The organism is Chryseobacterium defluvii (assembly GCF_003634775.1).
Taxonomy (GTDB): Bacteria; Bacteroidota; Bacteroidia; order Flavobacteriales; family Weeksellaceae; genus Chryseobacterium; species Chryseobacterium defluvii.
Genome location: NZ_RBXB01000003.1, coordinates 12,593 through 38,033 on the forward strand (window position 1 = coordinate 12,593; position 25,441 = coordinate 38,033).

Here is a 25,441-nt window from a genome sequence, read left to right on the forward strand (position 1 = left end):
TATAGTTATAAATTTGCACATCATATCACTTGAATGAGAGAATTACTAATACGCCAGAAACAAATTTTATTCTTCATTATTGCAGGAGGGCTCAGTGCTGTTGTAGAGATCGGAAGTTTTAAGATCTTCAGCACCTATCTTCCTCATCTTATTTCTCAGGAAACAGATTTTCATGGCATACACTATCCTTTGAGTAATATATTCTCTACGAGTTGTGGAATCATCACCAATTATTTTCTAAGCATCTGGTTTGTTTTTGAAAGGGGGAAACATTCCAAAAGAAAAGAGTTTGCTTATTTTATGATGGTCTCTTTTATCTCGACCTTGCTAAGCCTTGCTTTTTTCCAAATATTTTATAGCTGTATATTTAAAGACAATATCAATTTAATTTTGTATACCTTGAGCCCGGAAATGATCAGTAAGATCGCTGCTATTTTATTGGTTTCCGTCCTTAATTATTCTGTAAAGAAGAAAGTAATTTTTAATGGTTGATTTGTGGTAAAGATTTTAAATTATCTCTGGAGATTCTGGCTGCTGGTGTTAGCCTTTGTACTAACCATCATTTTAGGAGTACCTGTTTATATTCTGTCTTTCAGTAAAAGACACTATAAATATGCTTATCAATTTATCCGCATCTGGTGTTACGGGATGTTCTATGGGATGGGACTTCGTTATGAGCTGATCAACCTTACGGATAAAAAAATCGACAAAAATCAGCAGTATGTAGTTATCTCCAATCATACTTCTATTATGGATATTATGCTCCCCTGCATTCTATTTCCCAATCATCCTCTTTGCTATGTGGGAAAAAAGGAGCTTGTAAGAATTCCTATTTTCGGGACCATCTATAAAAGAATATGTGTGATGGTAGACAGAAGCAGCGCAAGAAGCCGTGCGGATGTTTACAGAAGATGTGCTGAAAAGATGGAGGAAGGCAATAGTATTGTAATTTTTCCTGAAGGTGGTGTTCCTGATGATACTTCTATTATACTGGATGATTTTAAAGACGGGGCGTTCATTTTATCTTCTAAGCATCAATCTCCTATTGCCGTATTTACTTTTGTCGGACTCAAGGAAATGTTCCCGTTTGATAATTCCAAAGGATATCCGGGAAAGGTAAAAGTATATTTCAATGATATTATTGAACCTACTGAATTTCCGAAAGAATCAAGATTGTCTTCTTTTGAGACAATAAAAAATACTTTAACAAATCATTCTTTTTAAAAGAATTAATTATATTTGTTTAAACTAACTGTAAAAATATTTATGGAACATCACAACGAGCAAACCAAATGGTCTCAATTTATATCATTGGTTATTGTATTTTTCTTCTGGGGTTTTGTTGCTGCAAGTAATGATATTCTGATCCCTGTATTCAAAAAAAGTTTCACACTTTCGCAGGTACAGTCACAATTGGTAGCGTGGGCATTTTATGTTGCTTACTTTGTGGGGTCTCTCATATTCTTCATCATCTCATTAAAAAGTGATATCCTGCAAAAATTCGGGTATAAAAAAACCCTTGCTGCGGGATTAATTATATCAGCTGTGGGAGCTTTTCTATTTGTACCGGCTGCCACTTCGCAAAACTTCTGGTTTTTCTTAACGGCACTGTTTATCGTAGGTCTCGGGTTTTCCGTCCAGCAGATTGTCGCCAATCCTTTAGCCATCAAAATGGGGAGTCCAAATACGGGAGCACACCGATTAACACTTGCCGGAGGAATCAACTCTTTGGGGACAACCATCGGGCCAATCTTATTGGGAATAGCCCTTTTCGGGACCGGAAGTGAACATACTGAACTATCGTTGGATGACGTAAAACTACCTTTCATTATTTTAGGAGTAGCATTTATTTTAGTAGCCATTTTCATGCTGTTTTCTAAGATCGAAGATCCTGCCAAGACAGAAGAAAAGAAAATAGAAGCCGGAGAGGAAAAATTCAATCTATTCAAATACCCTCAATTGGTTTTGGGAATGATTGCCATCTTCATTTATGTAGGTGTTGAAGTTTCTATTATCAGTAACCTTCCCGCTTTACTTCATACCCATGAATTCGGAAATGTTTTGGAACACAATATTGCTCCTTTCATTTCTTTGTATTGGGGAAGTTTAATGATCGGAAGATGGAACGGAGGGATCAACGTTTTTGATACTTCAAAAACAACGAACCTGATTTTAAAATTTGTAGTTCCATTTATTGCATTCGGAATTATTTTAATAGCAAATACGCTAAGCGGTAAAGATGTTTCGGCGTTCTATATTTATCCGATCTGGATCATTATTTTTATTCTGATGAGCTTCATTGGAGGGAAAAATGCAGGAAAAACTTTAATGATTTTTGGTGTTGCCGGAGTTATCATGATGCTTTGCGGATTATTTTATCCGGACAAAGAAATTGCAAAATATTTCTTCATTTCCGGAGGCTTGTTCTGCTCTATTATGTGGCCTTCAATTTTCGATTTAGCCATTGCCGGTTTGGGGAAAAATACAGGGAAAGCATCTTCTTTCCTTATCATGATGATTTTGGGAGGTGGAATTATTCCTTTATTACAAGGGTGGATTTGTGACTTCGATAAAGCTAATCCAAGCGGAATTATGGGAATCACGTATACTCACTTCTCCTATATTATTCCTGTATTCTGTTTCTTGTATCTGGCCTTTTACGGATTTATCACTCCGAAGATATTGAGGAAACAAGGTGTTGCTTTAAGTGAAGAAAGTTCTGGCAGTGGGCATTAATAGTATGAAAACATATAAGAAAAAAAGATTTTGGGCAGCTACTTTAGTTGTCCAAATTCTTTTGTTCTATGTCTTCTCGATGTCAGGGATTATGATCTCTCTTTTTGAGAACTTCTTCGAGGTTCAGAAATGGGCTCATCAAATACTATTTGCATGGATTCCATTTTCGATAGGTGATGTGATGTATATCCTATTGGGTCTTCTTATCCTCTATTATTTAGTTAAATGCTGTAAAAAAACCTCCAGAAGCAATGCAGTTTTAAAGCTTCTTTTCATCATCAATATTTTTTATTTCATTTACCAGGTATTTTGGGGTATGCTCTATTTTCAGACCCCGATTATCAAAAAGCTTTCACAGCAGCAAGAGCCTGATCTGAATAAAGCAAAACAACTGGCATTACGATATCTCGATCAATGCAAACTAAGCCGGGAACTGGTAAAAGAAGATAAAAACGGAGTTTTTGTGGTGACCGATTTGCAGGCGGTTCAAAGGGAAATCCTTGCTCAGCAGCAAAAGCTTCCGAAATATATCTCAGACAAGAAAGGGCTTCAGATTAATGCTTTCAAGCCCAGTATCTTCAAAAACGTAATGAGCTTTACCGGCATTTTGGGATATTATAATCCGTTCACAGCCGAAGCGCAGTATAATGCCGAATTGCCATCTACATTCATTCCGTTTACAACGGCACACGAAAGTTCGCATCAATTAGGATTTGCCAGAGAGCAGGAAGCCAATTTTATCGGTTACCTGATGGGAGTACATTCTGAAAATATTGAGCTGAGATACAGCACAGAATATTTTACATTAAAAAGTCTTTTGCGCTTTATTATTGAAAAGGATCCTGACTTTGTAGAATCGGTTCTAAGGAATTATTCTCCTGCCATGAAAAGGGATAGATTATATGAAAAAAGCTTTGTCCTGAAACATCAGGGATGGCTGGATGACTTCTTCGGTATGACCAATAATCTTTTTCTGAAAAGCAACCAGCAGGAAGGCTCCATTACTTATTCTTACTTCATTGATTTGTTACTGAATTACGAAAATTGATAAAAACAAAAGAATCGTACCAGGCGATACGATTCTAAAAACACAAATGATGAAAAAAAATTTATTACCTTGACTTGTTCCCTCATTCAAGGCGATGTAAAAGTACAACATATTTTATAAATACAAAAACATTTTTCGCCTTTTTTAAAACTTTAAGAAAACTTTAAGATTTTTTAAGTTCTGTTGAGTTTAATCACCTTTAAATGACTTATTTATAATCTATTAAACTTGTAAAAGATATTTATATTTGACTTATTTTTAATGTATTTCTTGTACGAAATCAAACAATTGTTTAAAAATGTGTTAATTTTGAAAATCACCGTTATTTTTTCAGGAAAATTTCAAAAAAAATTGTTTGACAACTCTAACTTTTATAAAAAAATAATCCATTTATTGTATTATTGGCAATTCAATATAGCTATCGGTAAACCACTTTATCTCTAAAGGATCTTTTGCATCCGCAATCGTCTCATCACTTACATCTTTTCCTGATCCGTAGTTCACCTGGTATTCCGGAGTTTTATTGACTCCTAACAATACGATCAGCCTGCTGCCCTTCGGTATCTTTTTACCAACGAATGTTGGGTTATCAATAGAAATGGTTTCCACTTTACCTGGTTTCAACAGATGTCTTTTTTCGCGGTTCCTGGTATAGCTGGCTCTTCCTAAGTAATTTGACAGGTAAAAAGCTTCATGATCAGGTTGTATTTGGATCAGGGATATGATAATATCCATATCTTTTTTATTGATCTCAGCTTTAAGCTTCGCCTTAAATGCTCCGTTAAGGATAAGGTCTTTATCCAAAATATCCGTTTGATATACAACGGTATTATTAACTCTCAGGCTATCATTCTTTCCGTATTTGTAATAAATACTTTTCGTATCTCTATCTTTGAAATCAATGATCTGCTTGACAAAGTCATTTTTTGCAGGCTTTACCTTCAGCAACGGCTGGGCTGCATCCGGGCCTTTGGCAAAATAAAGTTTCAACGTATTGTTATGGCTCGCTTCCAGGCTCGGGAAGTGTTGCCATTCATTGGTGTCCATGATCTGAACATTTACTTTATCCTTTAATAATTCAGGTTTCTTTCCATCTTTCATAACATAGTCAAACCAGGAAAAAGCAAGGTCACTGATATTGATTCGAGCCGCCTGATCCACGGTGTAGCCCCTTAATACGTTAGTAGCGTAGCTTTGAGCACCGCCATGATCATAAGGGCCAATAATCATATAATGATTGGGATTCTTATTGTATCTATAGTATTCTTTAAAGTAATATAAAGCCCCTAACTGATCTGCGTCATAAAATCCTGTAGTGGTAAGGACCGGGATATTAATTTTCCCGAACTCTTTTTTATAAGGGACCATACTCTTCCAGTATTTATCATAACCCGGATGGTCTAACCACCGTTGAAAGATCTTATTTTTCTTACCTTCAAAAGTATCCAAAGCCCTGAACGATTTTCCGCTCTTATACCATGCCGTATTTACGGAATCCCATTTCTTATAGTTTCTAAAACCCTCTTCATCGGTAAGATTATTGGTAGTGACATAGGAAATCCATTGCAGCATATAACTCATAAATACATTATTGGTCATAGGATAATCGATACCAATTCCTACAGCAACCTGAGGAATTACGGTTTTTAAAGCCGGATGCATTCTTTTGGTAGCGGCCCACTGACTGAAGCCCAGATAACTTCCTCCGATCATCCCTACCTTACCGTTATTCCAGCTTTGCTTACTTATCCAATCGATAACATCATACAAATCCTCTGCTTCGTGTTCAAAAGGTTCTATTTCATCGGTACTGGTTCTTTTTCCTCTTGTATTGACTACTACTCCTACGTAATTATAGGCTACCGCTCTTTTGCCTAATGCCCCGTCATAATTTCCGGCATAAATATTATTAGTCAATATAGCCGGTAAAGGCTGATTATTATTCCTGCTTCTTGTTACCGTTACACTCACAGTTCCTCCTTTTTTGGTCTTCAAATCCGTAGTCTCCACTAAATATTTTTCCTTTTCTTTACGGGCCAATAGATCCTTCACTCTTTGCTGAATTCCGGAAGAGATTTTATAATCCAAATAGCTGAAGCCTAAGCCTGTTACCGAATTAAGACTGATACTATCGTTTTTTAAAGATTCAAGCGTTTTTTTGAAATTATCTTTACGCATCATGATATTTTCAGCAAATACATCCGCAATACGGAATGAATATTTATCCGGTAAGGTAGCATACTTTATATCGAACGCTTTATCCAATGCCCCCGAAAAATCAGTTTTCTCATTTTTCTCGATGTCTTTGGCCATTGCATATATTTCATAATTGATGAATTTTATGGAAGCACTGTTTTTATCAGCAAAAGCTTCGCGGTATGCCTGTATTGTGGCTACTGATTTTTTGTAATTGCCTGCCAGAATATCAAATTTGAATGCCCTTTCGAGAGAATCCAATCTTTTAGGCTTTTTATAATTTTCAGAAATTTTAGAGGCTATTGTTGAAATATTTTTTTCAAGATTAGCAGAATCTGTTAAGGCTACCTTCGGCCAGAAGAATTTTTGAGCTGAAAGCAGGTTCATGAAGAATAAGGCTGCAAGGATTAATTTTAGTTTCATATTAATATGTATAAAAGGTGTTTATCAAAAATTTGCTCTGTTAAATCAATATTATGTTATCGATTTCTTATTGTTTCTACTATTATTTTTTAAAGACAAAACAAATTTAGTTATAAATTCACTCTGTAAATCAGCTTCATGTAAATATCTCACACTAAAATGAAAAAATATTTGTTTTTTTAAAACATCTCCGTATTTTAGTTTAAAAAAATCAACATGACTTTTGATAAACTCATTCACTATCTTAAACTGGACAAACAGGAATTTCTTTTCCAATTTAATTCGCATCCGAATTATCCTTCTGCACTGGCTTTTAGCGATACTCTAAATTTCATGGGCGTAAGAAATGATGCTTATGAGCTTGACAAAGAGTACTGGGATGAGTTGCCCGAAGAATTTATTGCCATTGTAGAAAACTCATTCTCATTGGTGAAAAAATCCGGGAATAATTATTCGGTTTATTCTGATAAGGCTAAAACTTTAAACCGGGAGGAATTGCATAAAAAATCTTCAGACTTTGTTCTTCTTTTTGAAAAGGATGAAAAATCCGATCATAAATCCATCAGCAATTTCAAACCTTTTATATATGCCATTTTTGCCCTTATAGCAATCTATTCAGTAATCAGCCTGAGTTGGTTTGAAACTGTTTTTACGGTCCTTTCAATCGCCGGGGTCTATATTTCTTTGGAAATCTTCAATCAGAAATTCGGAAGTACATCCACCGTTATTGGCAGTATTTGCGGGGAGACTTCTACCCAGCAGACTACAAATTCCTGCGACAAAATCATTACCCAGGATAAAACCAGCTTTTTAGGGCTTAAATTTTCGGATCTTTCTTTAATTTATTTTATCGGAATTTCAATTTTGAGCTTGTTTTTACCCACCACAGCATTTGTTATTAAAGGATTTACACTAGTCTCCATTATTGCTATTGGGTATTCATTATATATTCAGGCTTTTGTAGAAAAAACATTTTGCAGGGTTTGCCTTTTAATTATAGCTATTCTCACTGCGCAATTATTGATCAGCTTTTTATTTTTTGAAAACTTATTTTTCAGCATATCCACACTTTTATTAGCTGTTATTGTATGGGTGGTGGTATTTTCTGCCGTATTGTCTCTTAATAAAATTCTTACAGAGAAAGAGATTTTAAAAAAATCCAATGCCAAGAACTTGAGATTCAAAAGAAATTACGAGTTGTTTAAAAGAGAACTTACAGAAAAAGAAAAAGTTTACTTTACGGATAATCATACCTTATCATTAGGAAACAAAAATTCCAGGCTGCACATTGCAGTGGTTTCTAATCCATATTGCGGCTTTTGCAAGGGTGCACATGAAATTCTGGAAGGACTTCTCAAAAAATATCCTAATGATATTTCGGTTCAGATCAGATTCAACTATACTTCTGAAAAAGCCAATGAAAAGTATACCGCTCTGGTTTCGGATCTTTTCACCATTTACAAAAACAAGCCTGAAAAAGAATTCCTGGATGCCGTAGAAAATTGGTTTGAATATAAGGATGAAAATAAAATAAAAGAAATAGCAGGAACGAATTCCGTTCAGGAAGACCTGAATCCATTAATTCAAATTGGTAAGGAGAACAGCAATGCGGGGATCAACTTTACTCCGGTATTTGTGATCAATGGCTATCAATTCCCAGACAAATATGACCGTGAAGATATTTGGTACTTTATTGATGAGCTCATGGAAGATGAGGAATTATAAAATAATTCAAAAGTAAATAAAAATTCACTACCTTAGGAAAAATTACAAAATAACTCACATACACCAATCTAAAAAGTTTATTATGAAAAATCTAAAAAAGATTTCTAGAGAAAACCTTCGAATCATCAACGGAGGACTTAGAATGTGTCCGCAAGATGGAAACTGCGGATCAGGATGGTGCTGTTCCAACGGCGCATGCAGATTAATATCCGGAGCAAGTCCATCTACTTATTTGTGTGATGCCATTCCGGTATAATTTATTTCACCAGTACATTTTAAACCAAGTTATTATTATGAAAAATCTAAAGAAACTCAACCGAAATCAACTAAAAGTGGTTACAGGAGGTATTGCTTGCCGGGTTGATGATTACTACTGCCCGGGAACTTCTGTATGTTGTCTGAATGGCGGACCTTTTGATGGCCTTTGCAGAACACCTGAGCAAATGGCAACCCAGTGCCCTTGAAAATAAAAACTAATCGCAAACATCAATAATTACTATGAAAAATCTTAAAAAAATCACCAGAGAAAATCTTAAAACCATTAAAGGAGGTATTACCATGGAATGCGCCCAGACGCAGGCTTCTGCAGTGTATTGTATTCAGAAAACACCACAATGCCCGCCGGATCCGGACGGTTTACTTTGTGTATATGCCTGCAATAAATGGTGTTATATATAATAGATTGTAAAACTTTATCCAAATTTTATTAAATTAGAAATGTCGTCATATTTTTTGGCGACTTTTTAAATGACTATACGTTTTGAAGAAATTTCCTTTTTATAAACAGCCCGATACCAAAGACTGTGGACCCACATGTCTTAGAATTGTCAGTAAATATTATGGCAAAAGTATATCCCTGCAACAAATCCGGACCCTTTCCGAAACTACCCGGGAGGGAAGTAGCTTGTTGGGTCTGAGTGATGCCGCAGAAGATTTAGGATTTCGATCCTTAGGCGTTCAGATAGATTTTAACACCCTTGCAGAAGAAGTTTCTTTTCCGTGTATCGCACATTGGAACAAGAATCACTTTGTGGTTGTCTACAAAATTGATAAAAACAACAGGGTTTATATTTCAGATCCGAGCTATGGGCTTATCACTTATACCCGAGAAGAATTCATAAGATCATGGATCGGGGAAAATGCCAATGAGAATACAGAAGAGGGAATTATCCTGATCCTTGAAACTACTCCGGCCTTCTTTCAGACAGAATTTGATGATGCGGAAAGTAAGGCCAGCTTCTCTTTTCTATCTAAATATTTATTAAAATACAAATCACTTGTTATTCAACTTGCCGTAGGACTTTTGGCGGGAAGTTTATTGTCTCTGATATTCCCGTTCCTTACACAAAGTATTGTGGATGTAGGAATACAAAACCAGGATCTGAATTTTATCTACTTAGTTCTATTAGCTCAAATCATGCTCTTTATAGGAAGAATGGGCATTGAAGTGATCCGAAGCTGGATTCTTCTCCATCTTTCAGCAAGAATCAACATTTCCATTATTTCTGATTTCTTTATCAAGTTGATGAAGCTCCCAATCAGCTTTTTTGATACCAGAATGACCGGGGATATCATGCAGAGAATTAATGATCATCACAGAATCGAACAACTTCTCACCAGCTCTTCTTTAAATACTCTATTCTCGCTGGTTAATCTGATTATTTTCAGTATCGTCTTATTATTCTATGATTACAGGCTATTTATTGTCTATCTGGTTGGGGCAGTTCTGTATGTTGGCTGGATCAGCTTTTTTCTTAAAAAGAGAAAAGAGCTGGATTATAAAAGATTTTCCCAGGTTTCCCAGGAGCAAAGTAAAGTGATTGAACTTATCAATGGGATGCAGGAAATTAAAATGCATAATGCCGAAAAACAAAAACGCTGGGACTGGGAATTTTTACAGGTAAAGTTGTTTAAAATAAGAATTAAATCTCTTTCCCTTGAACAGTGGCAGTCCGTAGGAGGAAATTTCATCAATCAGATGAAAGATATCCTGGTAAGTTTTCTGTCGGCAAAATTAGTCTTAAGCGGCAATCTTACATTAGGGATGATGCTTTCCGTACAATATATTATCGGACAGCTTAACAGTCCTTTACTTCAGCTGATTGATTTCATCAAGCAAACCCAAGATGCCAAGATTTCCCTGGAAAGATTAGGAGAAATCCACGATAAGGAAGATGAAGAAAATAAAGACGAACAATATGTTTCTGAAATTCCTAAAAAAGATATTGAGATTGAAAATGTTTCATTCCGTTATATCGGGTCGGACGTTTTTGTCTTTGAAAACCTTAATTTAACGATTCCTTACCAGAAAACGACAGCTATTGTGGGAGCAAGCGGAAGTGGAAAGACAACACTTTTGAAATTATTGATGAAGTTTTACGAACCCAATGACGGAGATATTAAAATTGCCAACACAAGGCTCAAGAATATTTCACCAAGAAACTGGAGGGATCATTGTGGTGTGGTTATGCAGGAAGGTTATATTTTTAATGATACAATCGCTAATAATATTGCAGTAGGTGAAGATTATATTGACAAGCAAAAGCTACGGAAAGCTGTAGAGATTGCTAACATCAAGGATTTTATTGAAGGGCTTCCTCTGAGCTATAATACTAAGATTGGAAATGAAGGTGTTGGTGTCAGTGGTGGGCAGAAACAGAGACTGTTTATTGCAAGGGCAGTTTATAAATCCCCTGAATACATTTTTTTTGATGAAGCAACCAGCGCTCTGGATGCCAATAATGAAAAAATTATTATGGAAAACCTTGAACAGTTTTTCAAAGGTAAAACCGCTATCGTTATTGCTCACCGCCTTTCAACGGTAAAGCATGCTGATAAAATTATTGTTCTGGACAAAGGAAAGGTTGTAGAGGAAGGAAATCATGCTGAACTGGTAGCTCTGAAAGGCGAATACTACAGATTAGTAAAAAATCAACTGGAATTAGGAAATTAAAAAGATATTTTTTCTTATTTTTATTTTATTAACCAAATTCAAAATGTATTTATTATGAAAAATTTAAAAAAAATCTCAAAAGAGGAATTGAAACAAATCAAAGGTTCCGGATTAGTATGCTCAACCGGTTATTACTGGTGCAAATACACGCAAAGCTGTATTTCTGAGGAAAGAGTTTGTACTTATATTTTATAAAACATCTATTATGAAACTCCTCAGGAAAGTCTCACGACAACATTTAAAGGATGTATACGGAGCAGGTCCCGTACAACCTTCGCCATGCAATTGTTTCTGCTATGTAAACGGAATCAAGGTATGGAATGCATGCAACCAGTATTGTCCGGGTGGAGAAGTAATACCGGGCGTCGAGCCGGGAAACCATCCTAACTGCAGTTACAAATTACCATTGTAACTATTTTGAAAAATTCAATCAAAATCCTCATGATGAGGATTTTGATTTTCACCCCTTAAATTTCACATGGAAAAAGATATTTTAGATAATATAGAACTTCGCTCCGAAAGTGTACAGGATATACTTACACAGCCTCCTCATTGGATGATCCGCTGGGGAAACACCATTATATTTATTATACTTTTACTGATTCTGGTTATGAGTTATATTATAAGGTATCCAGAATTTATTCCGGCCCCGATTATTGTAACCTCACAAAACCCACCGGAAAAGCTGGAAGCCAGAACGAATTCTAAAATTGAAAAAATATTCATTAAAAATCATCAGGAGGTCAAAAAAAACCAAATTCTGATGGTCATGCAGTCAACAGCAAACTATAAAGATGTATTAGAGCTGAAAAAGCTTGTGGATTCTCTTACTCCCGATCAGTTACGTAATTTTCCGATCCGCGAAACATCCAGATTCAAGCTTGGTGAATTGCAGGGAGATTATAATAATTTTGCCAAAGCATTCCAGGATGAGGAGCTGTTTACAAGGTTACAGCCTTATGCGCCGGAAAACCTGGCGGCCAATCAAAGCCTTTCCGAATACCGGGTTAGAATTGCTACTTTAAAGCAGCAAAAAAATCTTGAACTGGCAAAATATGAATTAACAAAGAAAAGTTATCAACGTACACAGGATCTTTATAATCAAGGGGTAATTTCTGCCGTTGAGCTGGAAAATGAAAAAATAAAATATCTTCAGGCACAACAAAGTGTAGAGAATATCAAACTTTCTTTGTCTCAGATTGAAGAAAGTATTTCCAATCTTAATAAAACAAAAAGTGGAACGGCTATTAACAGTGAGAAAGATAAAATTACCTATTCATCACAAACCTTACAATTGTTTGAGCAACTAAGAAAATCATTGAAACAGTGGGAGCAGAATTATCTGATAATTTCTTCCATAGATGGTCTTGCCAGCTTCCAGCAATTCTTTGGAGAAAATCAGTTTGTAAAAACCGGAGATGCCATTTTATCGATTTTACCTAAAAATAAAGAAACATTGGTAGGCAGAATGTTGGTTCCGGCAACAAATTCAGGAAAGATTGTTCCAGGTGAAAAGGTGCTGATCAAACTGGATAATTACCGTTTCCAGGAATATGGTATTGTGGAAGGCAAAGTACAGAATATCTCTCTTTCTCCGGATAAGGATGGAAATTATTATGTAGATATTATACTTCCTAAAGGACTTAAAACGAGTTACAACAAAAATCTTCCTTTTGATAAAGAATTAAAGGGTAATGCTGAAATTGTAACGCAGGATTTAAGACTTATTGACCGTTTCTTCTATCAGATCAGAAAACTTCTTGGATATCAAAGTTAAAAGAGTTTTTAAAAATTATATAAAAAATAAACCGCAACAGAATCTGTTGCGGTTTTCATTTTGTAGCGAAGACGGGATTTGAACCCGTGACCTTTGGGTTATGAATCCAACGCTCTAACCACCTGAGCTACCTCGCCGTTTTGGTGGTGCAAATATATAAATTATTTGTTTTCCACCAAAATTATTTTAGCTTAAAATATTCCAAAACATCGCCTACATGGTCTGGTTTGCTGATTATCTTATTGTTAGCATCTAAAATAAAATACGATGGTGTAGCATGGATATTGTAGGTATCTGTATAACTGCTGTTCCATCCCTTTAATTCGGAATCGTTGATCCATGGGAATGCAGCAATTTTTTTAGTATAAGAATCTTTATCAGTATCTAATGAAAAGCCTATAATCTGAATATTTTTGGTTTTTAAATCATTATACTTCGTCAGAAGTTGGGGGAGCTCACTTTCGCAATGTGAACATGTAGACGACCAGAAAATAATAATCTTCTTATCGGCTTTTACATCATAAAGTGATTTTGCTGTTGAATTGACCGCTGATTGAAATTTATAATTAGGAAATGCCGCCCCCAGCTCTACATTGGCATTAGCTTTAAGGGTTGAAGCAAGCCTGTCGGTAATAGTACATTTAAGATTTTTAGCAAGGCTGAGATACTTGTCCTTAAGCTCTCCCATCTCATAGACATCAAAAATATCAATCAGTTCAGATAAAACAGTTTGCCCACGAGGTGTTTCTACTTTTAATCTATCTAAAAGTTTGTCTACAGATCCCCCAACATTCGCATTGCCACCTGCATTAAGATAAGCAACCAGCACAGGTCTTAATAGCGATGATGTTTCAAGCATATCCCCGGATTTATCCAGGAAGTTGATAATATCATCCTGGCTTGCTTTATTAGTGCTATTATTAGATAAGAACTTATTATAATTTGTATTATAGTAATAAATGAACGGATGTTTTGTCTGGTCTATATCTTCTAATCCTGTTGACAATCTCCCTATTTCTGTCTTTAATGCTTTTCCGAATTCAGTATTATCTTTATAATATTCTTTGATTTGAGTTAAAGCAGGTAAAATCAATTCCTTTTTCTGAGATCCCTCCTGTAGGCTATTCATGAGATTATTTACTTCATCCTGATAAGCTACATCTTTGATCTTATTATTTTGTACATCCAGCTTTATATTTACATTCTTATTCTCAGAAATAAAACTAACGGAGTTATTGGTGTTGGGGAAGTAAACTTTCATCATCCCTGCATAGTTCTTAGGATACTTAAAAGTCCAAACATTATTCTTACTCTGCTCTTTGGTAACAATAATATCCTTAGATCCGTTTAAAGTATATAGAATGGCATCTTGTTCCTTGAAATCTGCAGGTCCCTGAATCGAAACTGTGAATTGTGCCTGCAATGTTAATGCAGATAATACTGCTGATAGTATATAAATCTTTTTCATAAGGTAAAAATAAAAAAACTCCCTGACTAATCAGGGAGTTTAAAATATTTTAATAAAATTTTATATTTTTTGTCTTTTTATCTTTTTCGCAAAAAATACGATGAACAAGATAGCTACGCCTGATAATGCATATATATACATATCAACTGGTGATGCAGGTGCTCCTGGCCCTACTACACCGCCCCCTCCCGGATTCGTAACGGCTTGTGCATTTATTATCGAGACTGCTGAAAGAAAAAAGGCTGACGTGACTAGTTTATTGATAGTTTTCATTAGATTTTTATTTTAAGATTTTAGTGTTAACAGTTTCTCCTTTATCAGAAACAATTTTTACAACGTATGAGTTTTTAAGTGAACCATCCAGTTCAATTACAAAATCTGCAGAAGTATTAACTGCTTTTTTAGAGATAACTAGTTTACCGCTCATATCATAAACTTCAATATCTGCTTTTTTCCAGTTCGGGTCAAATCTAACAATATAGTTAGTAATATCCGGATTGTAAACTACCATTGTTCTTGAAGGCTTAACAGAAGGCGTCTGAGTTGCCAACACATTGTTAGTAGGCTCTCCATAATATAGATCATATTCACTGTTGGTAACCGGAACCGTGTCTCCTTGTTTAGCTTGCATCACAGTGCCGTTAGGCGCTTTATAATAAAAACCAACACCTGAAGATAATTGATGTGTTCCATTAGCAACCAAGGCTGCATTTTCTCTAATTTCAAATTTATAGGATTTAATATTAGAGCTATAATTTACTAATTTAACATTCTTTCCTAAGAAATTGTTTTCATTAGCTTCGTTAATATATAACCAGTAAGAGGAAGTATAGTTATAATCATAACCTCCTGTAGGAGCTTCTTCGAATGTACCTAACGTGTTAAATGCCGAAGCAGTAAACTGAGTGTTAGTATCCGCAGAATGTCCTGTAGTACCGTCAGGATAAACAACATAGTATGTTCTGTCTACTTCTTTTCCATTAGCATCAAGCGCAATAATACCTAATTGTTTTACAGTACCTGTTTTAGCTGTAGCGCTTTTATTAGCTGTTACATTATAATCTGTAGTAGCAGATCTGCTGTAATAATTAAATCTTCTTAAATTAGCAAGATTAAGAGAATTAGCAACACTGTTGTCATTTAGCTTAATGGCAAAAGTACTAAAAGGTCTTACCATTAAGTAATCCACATTTCCTGTAGGAACTCCTGCAGAGAAAGTAACGGCCTGATAAGCAGCTGAGCTAGTTCCTCCGGTTGTAGAACTTACAATTCCGGACGGCTCAAATCTTATTCCATAGATATTGGTCAGGTTAACATTATCACTAATACCTGTTGCCCCAGGTTCAGCTGTCCCAATTAAAGATAAATCCAGGTTTGTAAAGTATGGATTGGAAAACTGATACCAGTTCTTACCATAATTGCCTTGCCAAGCGGTTCCGCCAGCAGCCATGTGAAAGCCATCCTGAACGTAGGAATAATACTTTTCATAATATTGATTCACATTGCTACCACCTGTTCCAAAATTAACAGCTGCTCCTGCATTCTGTAAAGTAATCGGTGCATTGGCAAAAGAACCGTCATCAGAAACTGGACGTCCTTTTACCGTTCTTGTTATGGTTGATAAATCAAGTCCCGAACCTCCTACCATCCAGTAAGCATGCGCCGGAGCGGCATCACCGAATTTATATGGACCGGATATGTTAGGTAAATGAACAGCCACTACATTTGTATTGTTATAATACAAAATATCATTTTTAGAACCTCTTGCGGTTGAAAATGTTTTACCGAGTTCAGCATTCAGGGTTGAGGGAGTTTTCATATAGAATGGCATACCCATCTGCTGATAATCTCCATGTTTTACTTGTCTAACCTCCTGATCTACGATTCCGGTAATATTAGCCTGGGGAATACCTGTAATATATAGCTGTCCATATGTGTAAACCGGAGTAGCTGTGGAACTATTTGTATTCATAGAGGCAAACGCAGTAGGCTCATTAAGTTTATTAATGAAATTTCCTCCTCCGGTTGCTTCGGTTTTATCAACGTTTGAAGCATCAACTGTTTTGAAAAGATCTGTCGCGCTACCGGCAACCATGATGTTTCCATGGTTCTCAATAACACCGTTTCCTTTCATTTGCATGCCTCCACCACTATAAACTAGCGTGCCTTTACTCACATACATATTAGCATTAGTGTCAACATGACATAATATCTGCGCCTGAACAGAATAACTAATTGCTAAAAGACCAATAGCAAATAAACTTTTTCTCATTGTATATAAATTATTTGTGTGTTAATACAATCTTCACCCGCAAAGGTATAATTTTTTTTAAAGAAAAAAAAATATTCTTTACTTATTAACAAAAATATTATCTTCCGTTAATACGATTTCCTTTTCTTCACCGATAGAAAACATATAATCCTCAAGCACTTTTTCTGTAGTTCCTCTAAGACCCCTTGCTCCTAATCCTTTTTCAATTGTTTCCTCTACGATTTTTTCAATTGCTCCGTCAGTGAATACCAATTTTGTGCCATCCATCTTAAACAACTCAATAAATTGATTTACAATTGAATTCTTCGGTTCCTTCATAATTCTTACCATCGTTTCCTTAGTAAGTTTATCCAGGTAGGTAATAATTGGAAATCTTCCTAAAAGTTCGGGAATTAATCCAAATGAACGCAAATCAATCGCATTAATATTCGTTAATATATATTCTTCTTCATCTACCTTATTGATTTTTTCGGCACTAAAGCCAATAGCCTGTTTATTAAGTCTTCTTTCAATGATCTCTTTGATCCCGTCAAAAGCTCCCCCTGCAATGAAAAGAATATTCTGGGTATTCACCTGAATGTATTTCTGATCAGGATGTTTTCTACCACCCTGAGGCGGAACATTTACGATACTTCCTTCCAGTAGTTTCAACAAACCCTGTTGTACCCCTTCTCCCGAAACATCTCTTGTAATACTTGGATTATCAGATTTTCTGGCAATTTTATCAATCTCATCAATGAAGACGATTCCTTTTTCTGCTTTCTCTACATCATAATCTGCCACCATAAGCAATCTGGACAGGATACTTTCAACGTCTTCCCCCACATATCCTGCTTCGGTAAGAATTGTTGCATCCACAATACAGAACGGAACATTGAGCTCTCTTGCAATGGTTTTAGCCAACAGGGTTTTTCCGGTTCCGGTTTCACCGATCATAATAATGTTTGACTTTTCAAGCTCTACTTCCCTGTTTTCATCCTGAGCATGAAGCAGTCTTTTGTAATGGTTGTAAACCGCAACGGACAACTGTTTTTTTGCCTGGTCCTGCCCGATTACGTATTGATCAAGAAATTCTTTGATTTCTTTTGGCTTTTTAAGCTCATCTATCGTTTCAGCAGGAGAGAACCCATCTTTGGAGACACTATCTTTTACAATGGAGTGAGCCTGCTCTATGCAATTTTCACAAATAAAACCATTCTGCCCGGAAATCAGCATCTGCACTTCATTTCTTTTTCTCCCGCAGAAAGAACATTGGTTTGCGTTCATATTCTATAATATAATTATCGTTTAAAGAAAATCGTAAAAAATTTCTTTTTTACGATCTCCTTAATTTTTAAGAATTAATGATTGAGTTTTGAATTTCTGTATACTCTTCACTCGTTAATTTCAATCTTTCGTTTCTGAAGTTCATGTCTTCCATTTTATTCAGCGGAATCAGATGGATGTGAGCGTGAGGAACTTCCAATCCCACGACTGCCACTCCTACTCTTACGCACGGAATGGCATTTTTTATTTTCTTGGCCACTTCCTGCGCAAATCCCCAAAGGTTTTTATATTCTTCACTTTCCAAATCGAAGATCAGATCAACTTCTTTTTTAGGAACGACTAGTGTATGCCCTTTCACCAAAGGCATTGCGTCTAAGAATGCTATAAAGTTTTCATCTTCCGCTATTGTATAGGCTGGAATTTCCTTGTTGATGATTTTTGTAAATATAGTGCTCATCCTTTTTCTTTTAATGAGAAATTAGAATTTATACGTAGAATTATAATGTAATTTCCAGTACTTCAAAAGACAATTTATTGCCATTAGGTAAAGTAATTTCAGCTGTTTCTCCTACCACTTTTCCCAGTAAGCCCTTTGCTATGGGTGTATTCACAGAAATCTTACCACTTTTCAGGTCACTTTCATTATCCGGAACCAATGTGAAAACCTGCTCCTGTTTGGTGGCATTGTTTTTCAGCCTCACGGTTGTTAAAATAGAGACCTTTGAAGTATCCAGTTGGCTTTCATCTATAATTTTAGAAGTGGCAATAGCGTCTTTAAGTTTAGAAATTCTCATTTCCAACATTCCCTGTGCTTCTTTAGCAGCATCATATTCCGCATTTTCAGATAAATCCCCTTTATCTCTTGCTTCTGCAATCTGCTGGGTAATTTTTGGTCTTTCTACAGTTTCCAACTGTTCCAGCTCAGCTTTCATTTTCTCTAGTCCCTCCTTTGTTACGTAGCTTGCCATAATTTTAAGAATTTAGTTTTAGTATAAAAAAATAATCCGACATTTGCCGGACAATGTTTTCGTTTAATAATCGTTTAATTTTTACAAATATATAAAAATTTAAATTGAAATGAAAAAAACTTTTTCAATCTTATCTATTTTCACATTACTGATAATCAGCAATTTAAGCATAAATTCATGTGGCAGTACCGATGATACCGTAAGTTGTTTTCCGAATACTCCCATTAATGTAACTTTAAACCTGAATCTGCCCGCTTATAACGCTTTGAACCAGGTCGGAGGATGGATTTATGTAAATGAACAACAGTCTGGAACCAGAGGTCTGATTATTGTGAGGGCTTCTGATACCAACTTCAAGGTGTATGACAGAAATGCACCCCATGTTTGTCCGGATAGCAACACGACACTGGAAGTTAAAGATAACATAAGTATTATTTGCCCAAAGGATAATGCAACCTGGATTCTTCTTACAGGACAACCAACGGCCGGATCCTCTCTTCCTCCTAAAACGTATCCTTATAATTATGATCCGTCCGGTAAAATTTTAGCGGTGTATTATTAATATGAAAGCAGTTATACAAAGAGTTTCAGAAGCCAGTGTAAAGGTGGATGGAAAAATTGTTGGTGAAATTAATAAAGGTTTGATGTTATTGATTGGCATTGATGAAGCTGATGAAAAAACCGATGCAGACTGGCTGGTTCAGAAAATCCTGAATTTAAGGATTTTTGGTGATGCTGAGGAAAAGCTTAATCTTTCTGTACAGGATATTTCAGGAGAAATTCTCTCCATCAGTCAATTCACCTTGATCGCAGATTATAAGAAAGGAAACCGCCCGTCTTTCATAAAAGCTGCCAAACCAGATAAGGCTGTTCCTTTGTTTGATTATTTTAAAGAACAGATTGCCAAATCCGGGTTGAAAACCGAAAGCGGTATTTTTGGAGCGGATATGAAAGTGTCTCTGATTAATGACGGACCCGTTACCATTGTAATGGATTCCATTACAAAAAATTAAAAAATTAGTTCAATGTCTGGACCCAGTTTCTTTTTCTCAGTTTTGCTGGTAGTTTTGTTTTCCATTTCCTGTAGTGCCCAATCCCGGGATGAGCTTTTAAAAATGAAGCTGGATTCTGCTTTTTCAGGTGTATTTCATGATAATGAACCCGGAGGAAGCATTTTTATTCAACAGGGTGAAAAAGTTTTATATGAAAAATCTTTTGGCCAGGCAAACCTGAAAACTAAAGAAAAGTTTACAAGCAAAACCATTTCGAATACAGGATCTATCACCAAAACATTTGTAGCCTATGGGATTTTAATTCTTCAGGACAGAAAAAAACTATCTGTTGAAGATCATCTATTGAAATTCTTTCCTGACTTCAAAAATAAAAGCATTGCTGCTAAAATAAAATTAAGGCATCTTTTGACCCATACTTCCGGACTTCCCGATATTAGAGGGGTGGAAAAGGACAGTGTATTTTATTTAACTGCAAAAGATGAAGAAAATTTCCGACCTTTGAAGCTTACGGATTCTTTGAACTTTGAGCCCGGCTCAAAATGGGAATATTCTAATCCTGCCTACAATGGATTGGCTTTAGTTATAGAAAAGACAAGTAAAATGAAGTGGCAGCATTTCATTGACTCAAATATTTTCAAACCCAGCGGAATGAAAAGCAGCAAAATAACTGATGGCAAGTACCCTGATAAAAATGTAGCTCATGGTTATATTTTTAAGAATGATCAATACCAGGAATATGATTACGGTGAATACCCAACTTTTACAGCTGCCGGAAATGGAGGAGTATGGAGTTCTATAGAGGATTTAAGGAAATATATAAAAGCCATTCAGAGATGTAAAATAACTCATTGTGATATAATAGAATCATCACAAACGGTGCAAGCACCTGAAAACTGGAAAAAAGAAAATCCTATGTTTCATTCCGGTGTATGGTTTGTACATAAAGGATTCTATGCTGAACAAAAAACTGAGGAATCAGTAGATGTCATAGAACATGCAGGAGATCAGGGAGGGTTCAAATCTCATTTGATTATGATCCCTGAAAAGAATATTTCCATAATCTGGCTTACCAACAATAATACATTTATCACAGGACATATCCGCAGAATATTATTAAAATTAAAATATATTGATTAAGGTCATTATGACAAAAAATAAAGCTGCCCCGGAACCGGGGCAGCTTTATTTTTATTATTATTTTATAATACTATAAACTATTGAGCAGGAATACTGCTAAAATTAAGTGCTATTTTAAGGTTCATATCAGAGGTGGTCTGATTTCTAAGTTCATAAACCGTTCTTACCGTAAGTCCGTTACTTTTTACAACATTATCCAGGTAGCCTGTATCATTAAGATCTAGGTTAACACTTGATGAAGTTGTAGAAATATCATTACGTGAAGCGACAAGCTTTTCTCCCGTTCCGCCTGAAGAAATATATACTTTGATAGATTTCAGAGCGCTCAGATTTCCGCCTGATGGGGAAACTACAGATACTTTTGCATCTGAAATCCTTACATCTTTAATTTGTGCATTATTGTTTCCTCCAAACCAGGTTTGCACATTGGTAGCTGTTGCTGTGGATGACACTTCCTGATTAGCCGGTACTCCTGTGGAAATCAAAACATTTGCAGTATAAGGGAAAGTATTCTGAACCAGGGACTGAACCGTACCACAACTTACTAATGCTACAGAAGCTATTGCTGCGGTTAAAATTATATTTTTCATAATAGTAATTCTTTTGTGAAATACCTTACAGAAATTGTACCAATTATTCCACACTTACCGAAAAACCTCCTTTTGTATTTCCGGAAGCCATATTGCTTTTCCCAATGATCAGCCAGACTTCTCCATTTCCGGGAATTTCGTAAGTAATCTCTCTTCCGAATGGTCCGTCATATTTACCATTGGGAAGTTTTATCTGATTGAAGCGGATATTAAAATCTTTTTCATGGGTCGTAATTGTAGCTTTAAGAGAGGGCTGGTTATAGTTGGTAATTTTCAAAACCAACTCCTGGTTTTCCTTAGTGAATTCTTCTCCCAAGGTAAACGGAAGTTGTGACGCATCTGCTGTTCTTATGATTTGTCCTTCCTTCTCGGTCCTCATAACTCCCTGGCGCAGCACTTCTTTTGTTGCCGGTGCATTGTTTATGATTGAATCCTTTTTCTTCAAAGCGGCCGAATCTAACTGAGATTTTGGATATGGTTGTTCTGTTACCGCCATCGAATCATTAGTAACGGTTTCTGAAACAGGGATTTCTTTTTTACAGGAAATGATTATTAATGGGATTAACAATAACGCTTTTTTCATATTACTTTATTTTAGTTTTTACATGCCAAAATTGTTCCATATATTCAGGAGGTTTTGCTAATGGTATTGAGCGGAACCATGATATTCCCCTCCTTTTTAATTATTTTGATCATGAAATACATAAAATTCAGCATAATCCCCATCAATACCGTTACTCCCCACGTTTTCGTGTGTTCCAGAGGGTAGATGAACCTTACAATAATATCATTGAACAATCCAAAAGGATTATTCAGAATATCCCAGCTATTCCATCGTAAGAACCGTCCAAGATAAACTCCGAAGCTGCTCAGGAACAAGAAGAAAACAACGATTAAATTAATGACCTGTTTTTTAAAATAGGCGGAAAGAAATTTTTCAATATCATTCAGACTTACAAAACCACAGATGAGTCCGGTCCAGGCATAAGAAAGGATTACAATGAGATCATACCAGACCGGTATACCAGCCCTGACTTTCAGATGGAAAAGATCCGTTAATATATAAGGAGAGTTGGGAAAGAACAGAACCCAGGCTATCACCATGAGCATTAAAGAAGTTTTACTTTTTATCTGAAAAATCAAAGCAAAAGAAGTAATTATCAAAGGAATCCAGGCGAGGAATAAATTCCAGTTCAGAAAGAAGAACACTTTAGTGTCGCTTACATAATACCTGAATATGGAAAGACTAAAACAAAATAAGGTCATCAGTATAAGAAGCAGGTTGATTTCAAACCTTTGATGCTTTATCAGTTTTTGTATCATTATTTACAGCAATTTATTTAATTGTTTGATAATACCCTATTTTAGAAAGGAAACTTTCATTTTGTTGTACTTTTACTTTATCAAGAATTTCCTTTTTCAGTTTGTCATCCTGTTTTTCTTTCGCATATTTCAAGAGCCCTTTGTCGTTGAAATTAATCTCTCTTTTATGATAATCGAGTACAAAATCTTTTCGCTTCATATTCTGGGAAGTAATGATCCCACCCCAATTGATATAGCTGCAAACCAGAATGGTTCCATACAAATACCAAGTCATTGTATTGAAAAGATAGGCATTTGTTTTCTGATATTGAATCTTAATAAAAGTAGCCACTAATCCTATTAATGATAAAATCAGGAATGCATATACTCCGAGTCTTTTATAAGTGAACCCGTAATTAATAATATACTCTGAATTTTTAACAGCTGCCGAAAGAATAAGAACCGCATTCAGTAAGATCCAGATTTTAGCTAAGATTTTCAATTTTCCTGCTTTCGGATCAAAATTGAATCCCGATTTGAAATAGAACATAATAACCATTATTGCCATCGCAATGGACATGATCACTGCGATAACCCTTTCATGGGTTTCATCCGAAAGCTGGGCGGGGCTTTTTATGACTTCATAGAACTGCTCATAATTATAAGTGATAATGAAGAAGATCAATAGGACATTCAACACAAAAAAGGAAATGACACCGCTCATTCTTTCCGAATCAAGATCAAGAAAAGAATAGGTGGATTTCTGGATTTTGGCTTTTTCTCCAAAGTGATCATTCAAAATAGGGTTTTGTTTATAGATGTATTTTTCTACCAGATAGCTCCAGAAATTAAATGCTATAAAGAAACCTAAAGCAGTAATGCAGATCAATTGCCAGATATTGACATCCAATTCAATATTTTCGAAAAGGTGGGCAAAATGCTCACTTCCTACGGAATAGATTGCAAAGAAAATGGCTAAAAGGAATAACGGAATAAGAACGAATGCCAGAATTTTCTGCCCTAAACCGGACATATTCCTTTTAGGCAGCCAATCATCAAAACTGAAAAATCTACAGATAAATGTAAAACAGTTAACAATGAAGACAGGAATCAAAAGAAGTATTTTCATCCTCCTGTTTTTTGATCTGTAGCCCAGTAATAAGAGTGAGCTTACAACCGCCAAAAATGAAGGAAAATCTCCATACCACGCAAAAGCAGCACTGGAAAGTACACTCGTCGCAAAAAGAAACAGAAAGGTTTTTGTCCGGTTCTTCTCAGGGGTTCTGAATAGCGTAAGTAAAGCGTAAATCGTTCCTAAAACTCCAAGGTTAAGGCCAACATTCTCGTCGTAAAATAATACAACAAACAATGCGGTTGTAAGAAATATATAATGATGTGTTTTCATAATGTACTTTTAAAAGTGGGTAACTGTATTTTTCTGTAGTATAAAATCTTTCAGATGTTCAAAATTCTGCCAAAGCAAAGCTTCAAAATCCCAGTCATAAAAGGGTCTCATTTTTTGGCCTTTTTTGTATGCTCTTGTGTACATTCCGATATATTCCGGTAAAATCAATGTTCCTAAGCAGATGGCAGCAAGAAGGTGGGCGTTCATTTTCCCATTTCCGAGAAGGAGGAACTGCATTGCGATTTCGTCTTCGAAGTTGGTGCCACATCCCGTAATCAGGTGATGAACATCGTGATTTTCCATTTTCGGGATCATAGTAAAACCATGTTTTTTATAAAATTCTCCCAGTTTTCTTCCCAGAGAATCTGCCTGAAATTCGAGCAGTTGTTTTTCATTGAACTGCCATTGTCTCTTTTTCTTTTTGAAATATTTTCTGTACAGCCTTTGAGTGTGTTCGTACACAAAAAGCAGGAAGCGAACTCGTTGTTTTTTCATAATTTATTTTTTAGTTTATGTTAATAGTGAATAATATTGATTCCAATAAATGCATATAAAACGGCAATAGGAATATTGACCAGCATACAACATACTCCTCTGACACAGGAATCTAAATAGGGCTTATTAAAAGCTCCGTATAACAGTAATCCTACTGCAGCCGTTAAGTTGATCACTGTGCCGAATGTGAGAAGGAGAATCCCTCCTTCCACGAAGCCTTCCCAACTCGTTATCATATACCCAAACAGACAAATACTTCCCAGAAGGAATGATCCCCAGAAAAAAAACTTTCCGACAAATTCCATTTCAGAATTTTCCATCATTTTACATATTAACTTCCTGCAAACGGAGTCCCGAAAATCCCTACCGCCAGTTCCATCCAAATTAAAATCAGCACGATCAGAATAATCCCGCAAATAATTAATTTGGAAGAAAAGCTTTTATTTGAGCTCACCACAAGATTGATGATGAATGCCGTTCCGAAAAGCAAGATCCCGGCAATGATAAAATCAAATAACGACCAGTTAAACCCTTCAATAAAAAGATTTCCGAAAAAAGCTGCCGCCAAAAGCAAAGCAGGGATCGCGAAAGTCAAAATGCTAGTTTGTTTCAGTGTTTTCATATTTTAAGTATTTTAGTTGTAAAGTACTTTGAATTACAAAGTTTA

29 protein-coding genes and 1 tRNA gene are annotated in these 25,441 nt (G+C 35.7%); 15 read left to right on the plus strand and 15 right to left on the minus strand.

Annotated elements, in window-relative coordinates:
* Nucleotides 1–33: 33 nt before the first annotated feature.
* The 4 genes from BCF58_RS11955 to BCF58_RS11970 are packed head-to-tail and all read left to right on the plus strand — an operon-like array spanning nt 34 to nt 3,784.
* Nucleotides 34–492: a GtrA family protein gene (locus BCF58_RS11955; protein ID WP_121462071.1), complete on the plus strand. Its 459-nt coding sequence runs from the start codon at nt 34–36 to the stop codon at nt 490–492.
* Between the two features lie 3 nt (nt 493–495).
* Nucleotides 496–1,224, plus strand: a complete 729-nt coding sequence (locus tag BCF58_RS11960) for a lysophospholipid acyltransferase family protein (protein WP_121462072.1) — start codon at nt 496–498, stop codon at nt 1,222–1,224.
* A gap of 42 nt (nt 1,225–1,266) precedes the next feature.
* Entirely contained in the window at nt 1,267–2,736 is a 1,470-nt protein-coding gene (locus BCF58_RS11965) for an MFS transporter (RefSeq protein WP_121462073.1), read from the plus strand.
* Entirely contained in the window at nt 2,732–3,784 is a 1,053-nt protein-coding gene (locus BCF58_RS11970; protein ID WP_121462883.1) for a DUF3810 domain-containing protein, read from the plus strand. Before BCF58_RS11965 ends, BCF58_RS11970 begins: the two co-directional genes overlap by 5 nt.
* Before the next feature lie 390 nt (nt 3,785–4,174).
* On the opposite strand, the gene BCF58_RS11975 is transcribed toward BCF58_RS11970, so the two are convergent.
* Complete coding sequence (locus BCF58_RS11975; protein ID WP_228434796.1) at nt 4,175–6,403, minus strand: CocE/NonD family hydrolase; 2,229 nt, start codon at nt 6,401–6,403, stop codon at nt 4,175–4,177.
* A 216-nt stretch (nt 6,404–6,619) separates the two neighbouring features.
* Between BCF58_RS11975 and BCF58_RS11980 the strand changes: the two genes are divergently transcribed.
* From BCF58_RS11980 to BCF58_RS11995, 8 genes are all read left to right on the plus strand, one after another.
* Nucleotides 6,620–8,128, plus strand: a complete 1,509-nt coding sequence (locus BCF58_RS11980; RefSeq protein ID WP_121462074.1) for a vitamin K epoxide reductase family protein — start codon at nt 6,620–6,622, stop codon at nt 8,126–8,128.
* Between the two features lie 82 nt (nt 8,129–8,210).
* Complete coding sequence (locus BCF58_RS17440; protein ID WP_170149019.1) at nt 8,211–8,384, plus strand: bacteriocin-like protein; 174 nt, start codon at nt 8,211–8,213, stop codon at nt 8,382–8,384.
* Between the two features lie 37 nt (nt 8,385–8,421).
* On the plus strand, nt 8,422–8,592 hold the full coding sequence (locus BCF58_RS17445) for a bacteriocin-like protein (RefSeq protein WP_170149020.1): 171 nt from the start codon (nt 8,422–8,424) through the stop codon (nt 8,590–8,592).
* Nucleotides 8,593–8,626: 34 nt separating this feature from the next.
* On the plus strand, nt 8,627–8,806 hold the full coding sequence (locus BCF58_RS11985; protein ID WP_121462075.1) for a bacteriocin-like protein: 180 nt from the start codon (nt 8,627–8,629) through the stop codon (nt 8,804–8,806).
* 82 nt (nt 8,807–8,888) lie between these two features.
* Nucleotides 8,889–11,081, plus strand: coding sequence for a peptidase domain-containing ABC transporter (locus BCF58_RS11990; RefSeq protein WP_121462076.1), 2,193 nt, complete (start codon nt 8,889–8,891; stop codon nt 11,079–11,081).
* 54 nt (nt 11,082–11,135) lie between these two features.
* Nucleotides 11,136–11,276 (plus strand): bacteriocin-like protein, encoded by a 141-nt coding sequence (locus tag BCF58_RS17450; protein ID WP_170149021.1) that lies wholly within the window; start codon nt 11,136–11,138, stop codon nt 11,274–11,276.
* Nucleotides 11,277–11,286: 10 nt separating this feature from the next.
* Entirely contained in the window at nt 11,287–11,493 is a 207-nt protein-coding gene (locus tag BCF58_RS17285) for a hypothetical protein (RefSeq protein WP_147462059.1), read from the plus strand.
* A 66-nt stretch (nt 11,494–11,559) separates the two neighbouring features.
* Nucleotides 11,560–12,858: an HlyD family secretion protein gene (locus BCF58_RS11995; RefSeq protein ID WP_121462077.1), complete on the plus strand. Its 1,299-nt coding sequence runs from the start codon at nt 11,560–11,562 to the stop codon at nt 12,856–12,858.
* A gap of 63 nt (nt 12,859–12,921) precedes the next feature.
* Here the strand turns inward: BCF58_RS11995 and BCF58_RS12000 are convergent.
* The 7 genes from BCF58_RS12000 to greA form a co-directional block, all read right to left on the minus strand.
* Nucleotides 12,922–12,995 (minus strand) — tRNA-Met (locus tag BCF58_RS12000).
* Nucleotides 12,996–13,039: 44 nt separating this feature from the next.
* Nucleotides 13,040–14,326, minus strand: coding sequence for a TlpA family protein disulfide reductase (locus tag BCF58_RS12005; protein WP_121462078.1), 1,287 nt, complete (start codon nt 14,324–14,326; stop codon nt 13,040–13,042).
* A gap of 60 nt (nt 14,327–14,386) precedes the next feature.
* The gene (locus BCF58_RS12010; RefSeq protein ID WP_121462079.1) at nt 14,387–14,599 is read right to left on the minus strand and encodes a signal peptidase; all 213 of its coding nucleotides are present in this window, start codon (nt 14,597–14,599) and stop codon (nt 14,387–14,389) included.
* 7 nt (nt 14,600–14,606) lie between these two features.
* Nucleotides 14,607–16,598 carry a T9SS type A sorting domain-containing protein gene (locus tag BCF58_RS12015; protein WP_121462080.1) on the minus strand — a complete coding sequence of 664 codons (1,992 nt, stop codon included), beginning with the start codon at nt 16,596–16,598 and terminating at the stop codon, nt 14,607–14,609.
* A 78-nt stretch (nt 16,599–16,676) separates the two neighbouring features.
* Nucleotides 16,677–17,864, minus strand: a complete 1,188-nt coding sequence (clpX, locus tag BCF58_RS12020) for an ATP-dependent Clp protease ATP-binding subunit ClpX (protein ID WP_121462081.1) — start codon at nt 17,862–17,864, stop codon at nt 16,677–16,679.
* 67 nt (nt 17,865–17,931) lie between these two features.
* Nucleotides 17,932–18,321, minus strand: coding sequence for an HIT family protein (locus BCF58_RS12025; protein WP_121462082.1), 390 nt, complete (start codon nt 18,319–18,321; stop codon nt 17,932–17,934).
* Between the two features lie 40 nt (nt 18,322–18,361).
* A complete protein-coding gene (gene greA, locus BCF58_RS12030; RefSeq protein ID WP_121462083.1) occupies nt 18,362–18,832 on the minus strand; it encodes a transcription elongation factor GreA in 471 nt (156 codons plus the stop codon).
* A 109-nt stretch (nt 18,833–18,941) separates the two neighbouring features.
* Between greA and BCF58_RS12035 the strand changes: the two genes are divergently transcribed.
* The 3 genes from BCF58_RS12035 to BCF58_RS12045 are packed head-to-tail and all read left to right on the plus strand — an operon-like array spanning nt 18,942 to nt 20,982.
* Entirely contained in the window at nt 18,942–19,394 is a 453-nt protein-coding gene (locus BCF58_RS12035; protein ID WP_121462084.1) for a hypothetical protein, read from the plus strand.
* Between the two features lies 1 nt (nt 19,395).
* Nucleotides 19,396–19,845: a D-aminoacyl-tRNA deacylase gene (dtd, locus tag BCF58_RS12040; RefSeq protein ID WP_121462085.1), complete on the plus strand. Its 450-nt coding sequence runs from the start codon at nt 19,396–19,398 to the stop codon at nt 19,843–19,845.
* Between the two features lie 12 nt (nt 19,846–19,857).
* Nucleotides 19,858–20,982, plus strand: coding sequence for a serine hydrolase domain-containing protein (locus BCF58_RS12045; RefSeq protein ID WP_121462086.1), 1,125 nt, complete (start codon nt 19,858–19,860; stop codon nt 20,980–20,982).
* A 77-nt stretch (nt 20,983–21,059) separates the two neighbouring features.
* Here the strand turns inward: BCF58_RS12045 and BCF58_RS12050 are convergent, their stop codons facing one another.
* Genes BCF58_RS12050 through BCF58_RS12080 form a run of 7 tightly spaced genes read right to left on the minus strand, consistent with a single transcriptional unit; the run spans nt 21,060 to nt 25,396 of the window.
* Complete coding sequence (locus BCF58_RS12050; RefSeq protein ID WP_121462087.1) at nt 21,060–21,572, minus strand: hypothetical protein; 513 nt, start codon at nt 21,570–21,572, stop codon at nt 21,060–21,062.
* A 43-nt stretch (nt 21,573–21,615) separates the two neighbouring features.
* Nucleotides 21,616–22,155: a hypothetical protein gene (locus BCF58_RS12055; RefSeq protein WP_121462088.1), complete on the minus strand. Its 540-nt coding sequence runs from the start codon at nt 22,153–22,155 to the stop codon at nt 21,616–21,618.
* A gap of 44 nt (nt 22,156–22,199) precedes the next feature.
* Complete coding sequence (locus BCF58_RS12060) at nt 22,200–22,895, minus strand: DUF1361 domain-containing protein (RefSeq protein ID WP_170149022.1); 696 nt, start codon at nt 22,893–22,895, stop codon at nt 22,200–22,202.
* Between the two features lie 13 nt (nt 22,896–22,908).
* Nucleotides 22,909–24,279: a DUF4153 domain-containing protein gene (locus BCF58_RS12065; protein ID WP_121462089.1), complete on the minus strand. Its 1,371-nt coding sequence runs from the start codon at nt 24,277–24,279 to the stop codon at nt 22,909–22,911.
* Between the two features lie 9 nt (nt 24,280–24,288).
* Nucleotides 24,289–24,774, minus strand: coding sequence for a Coq4 family protein (locus BCF58_RS12070; RefSeq protein ID WP_121462090.1), 486 nt, complete (start codon nt 24,772–24,774; stop codon nt 24,289–24,291).
* 20 nt (nt 24,775–24,794) lie between these two features.
* Nucleotides 24,795–25,097 carry a hypothetical protein gene (locus BCF58_RS12075; RefSeq protein ID WP_121462091.1) on the minus strand — a complete coding sequence of 101 codons (303 nt, stop codon included), beginning with the start codon at nt 25,095–25,097 and terminating at the stop codon, nt 24,795–24,797.
* Nucleotides 25,098–25,105: 8 nt separating this feature from the next.
* Nucleotides 25,106–25,396, minus strand: coding sequence for a hypothetical protein (locus tag BCF58_RS12080; protein WP_121462092.1), 291 nt, complete (start codon nt 25,394–25,396; stop codon nt 25,106–25,108).
* Between the last annotated feature and the right edge of the window lie 45 nt (nt 25,397–25,441).

Excerpts from the sequence above, each read along its gene's own strand:
- clpX (WP_121462081.1), bottom strand. The coding sequence starts at position 17,864 with ATGAACGCAAACCAATGTTCTTTCTGCGGGAGAAAAAGAAATGAAGTG.
- dtd (WP_121462085.1), top strand. The coding sequence starts at position 19,396 with ATGAAAGCAGTTATACAAAGAGTTTCAGAAGCCAGTGTAAAGGTGGAT.
- BCF58_RS11985 (WP_121462075.1), top strand. The coding sequence starts at position 8,627 with ATGAAAAATCTTAAAAAAATCACCAGAGAAAATCTTAAAACCATTAAA.
- BCF58_RS11980 (WP_121462074.1), top strand. The coding sequence starts at position 6,620 with ATGACTTTTGATAAACTCATTCACTATCTTAAACTGGACAAACAGGAA.
- BCF58_RS11955 (WP_121462071.1), top strand. The coding sequence starts at position 34 with ATGAGAGAATTACTAATACGCCAGAAACAAATTTTATTCTTCATTATT.
- BCF58_RS12050 (WP_121462087.1), bottom strand. The coding sequence starts at position 21,572 with ATGAAAAATATAATTTTAACCGCAGCAATAGCTTCTGTAGCATTAGTA.
- BCF58_RS11975 (WP_228434796.1), bottom strand. The coding sequence starts at position 6,403 with ATGAAACTAAAATTAATCCTTGCAGCCTTATTCTTCATGAACCTGCTT.
- BCF58_RS17440 (WP_170149019.1), top strand. The coding sequence starts at position 8,211 with ATGAAAAATCTAAAAAAGATTTCTAGAGAAAACCTTCGAATCATCAAC.
- BCF58_RS12025 (WP_121462082.1), bottom strand. The coding sequence starts at position 18,321 with ATGAGCACTATATTTACAAAAATCATCAACAAGGAAATTCCAGCCTAT.
- BCF58_RS11995 (WP_121462077.1), top strand. The coding sequence starts at position 11,560 with ATGGAAAAAGATATTTTAGATAATATAGAACTTCGCTCCGAAAGTGTA.
- BCF58_RS12065 (WP_121462089.1), bottom strand. The coding sequence starts at position 24,279 with ATGAAAACACATCATTATATATTTCTTACAACCGCATTGTTTGTTGTA.
- BCF58_RS17285 (WP_147462059.1), top strand. The coding sequence starts at position 11,287 with ATGAAACTCCTCAGGAAAGTCTCACGACAACATTTAAAGGATGTATAC.
- BCF58_RS17445 (WP_170149020.1), top strand. The coding sequence starts at position 8,422 with ATGAAAAATCTAAAGAAACTCAACCGAAATCAACTAAAAGTGGTTACA.
- BCF58_RS12075 (WP_121462091.1), bottom strand. The coding sequence starts at position 25,097 with ATGATGGAAAATTCTGAAATGGAATTTGTCGGAAAGTTTTTTTTCTGG.
- BCF58_RS12035 (WP_121462084.1), top strand. The coding sequence starts at position 18,942 with ATGAAAAAAACTTTTTCAATCTTATCTATTTTCACATTACTGATAATC.
- BCF58_RS12080 (WP_121462092.1), bottom strand. The coding sequence starts at position 25,396 with ATGAAAACACTGAAACAAACTAGCATTTTGACTTTCGCGATCCCTGCT.
- greA (WP_121462083.1), bottom strand. The coding sequence starts at position 18,832 with ATGGCAAGCTACGTAACAAAGGAGGGACTAGAGAAAATGAAAGCTGAG.
- BCF58_RS12045 (WP_121462086.1), top strand. The coding sequence starts at position 19,858 with ATGTCTGGACCCAGTTTCTTTTTCTCAGTTTTGCTGGTAGTTTTGTTT.
- BCF58_RS12055 (WP_121462088.1), bottom strand. The coding sequence starts at position 22,155 with ATGAAAAAAGCGTTATTGTTAATCCCATTAATAATCATTTCCTGTAAA.
- BCF58_RS11965 (WP_121462073.1), top strand. The coding sequence starts at position 1,267 with ATGGAACATCACAACGAGCAAACCAAATGGTCTCAATTTATATCATTG.
- BCF58_RS17450 (WP_170149021.1), top strand. The coding sequence starts at position 11,136 with ATGAAAAATTTAAAAAAAATCTCAAAAGAGGAATTGAAACAAATCAAA.
- BCF58_RS12070 (WP_121462090.1), bottom strand. The coding sequence starts at position 24,774 with ATGAAAAAACAACGAGTTCGCTTCCTGCTTTTTGTGTACGAACACACT.
- BCF58_RS12060 (WP_170149022.1), bottom strand. The coding sequence starts at position 22,895 with ATGATACAAAAACTGATAAAGCATCAAAGGTTTGAAATCAACCTGCTT.
- BCF58_RS12010 (WP_121462079.1), bottom strand. The coding sequence starts at position 14,599 with ATGAAAACTATCAATAAACTAGTCACGTCAGCCTTTTTTCTTTCAGCA.
- BCF58_RS12005 (WP_121462078.1), bottom strand. The coding sequence starts at position 14,326 with ATGAAAAAGATTTATATACTATCAGCAGTATTATCTGCATTAACATTG.
- BCF58_RS12015 (WP_121462080.1), bottom strand. The coding sequence starts at position 16,598 with ATGAGAAAAAGTTTATTTGCTATTGGTCTTTTAGCAATTAGTTATTCT.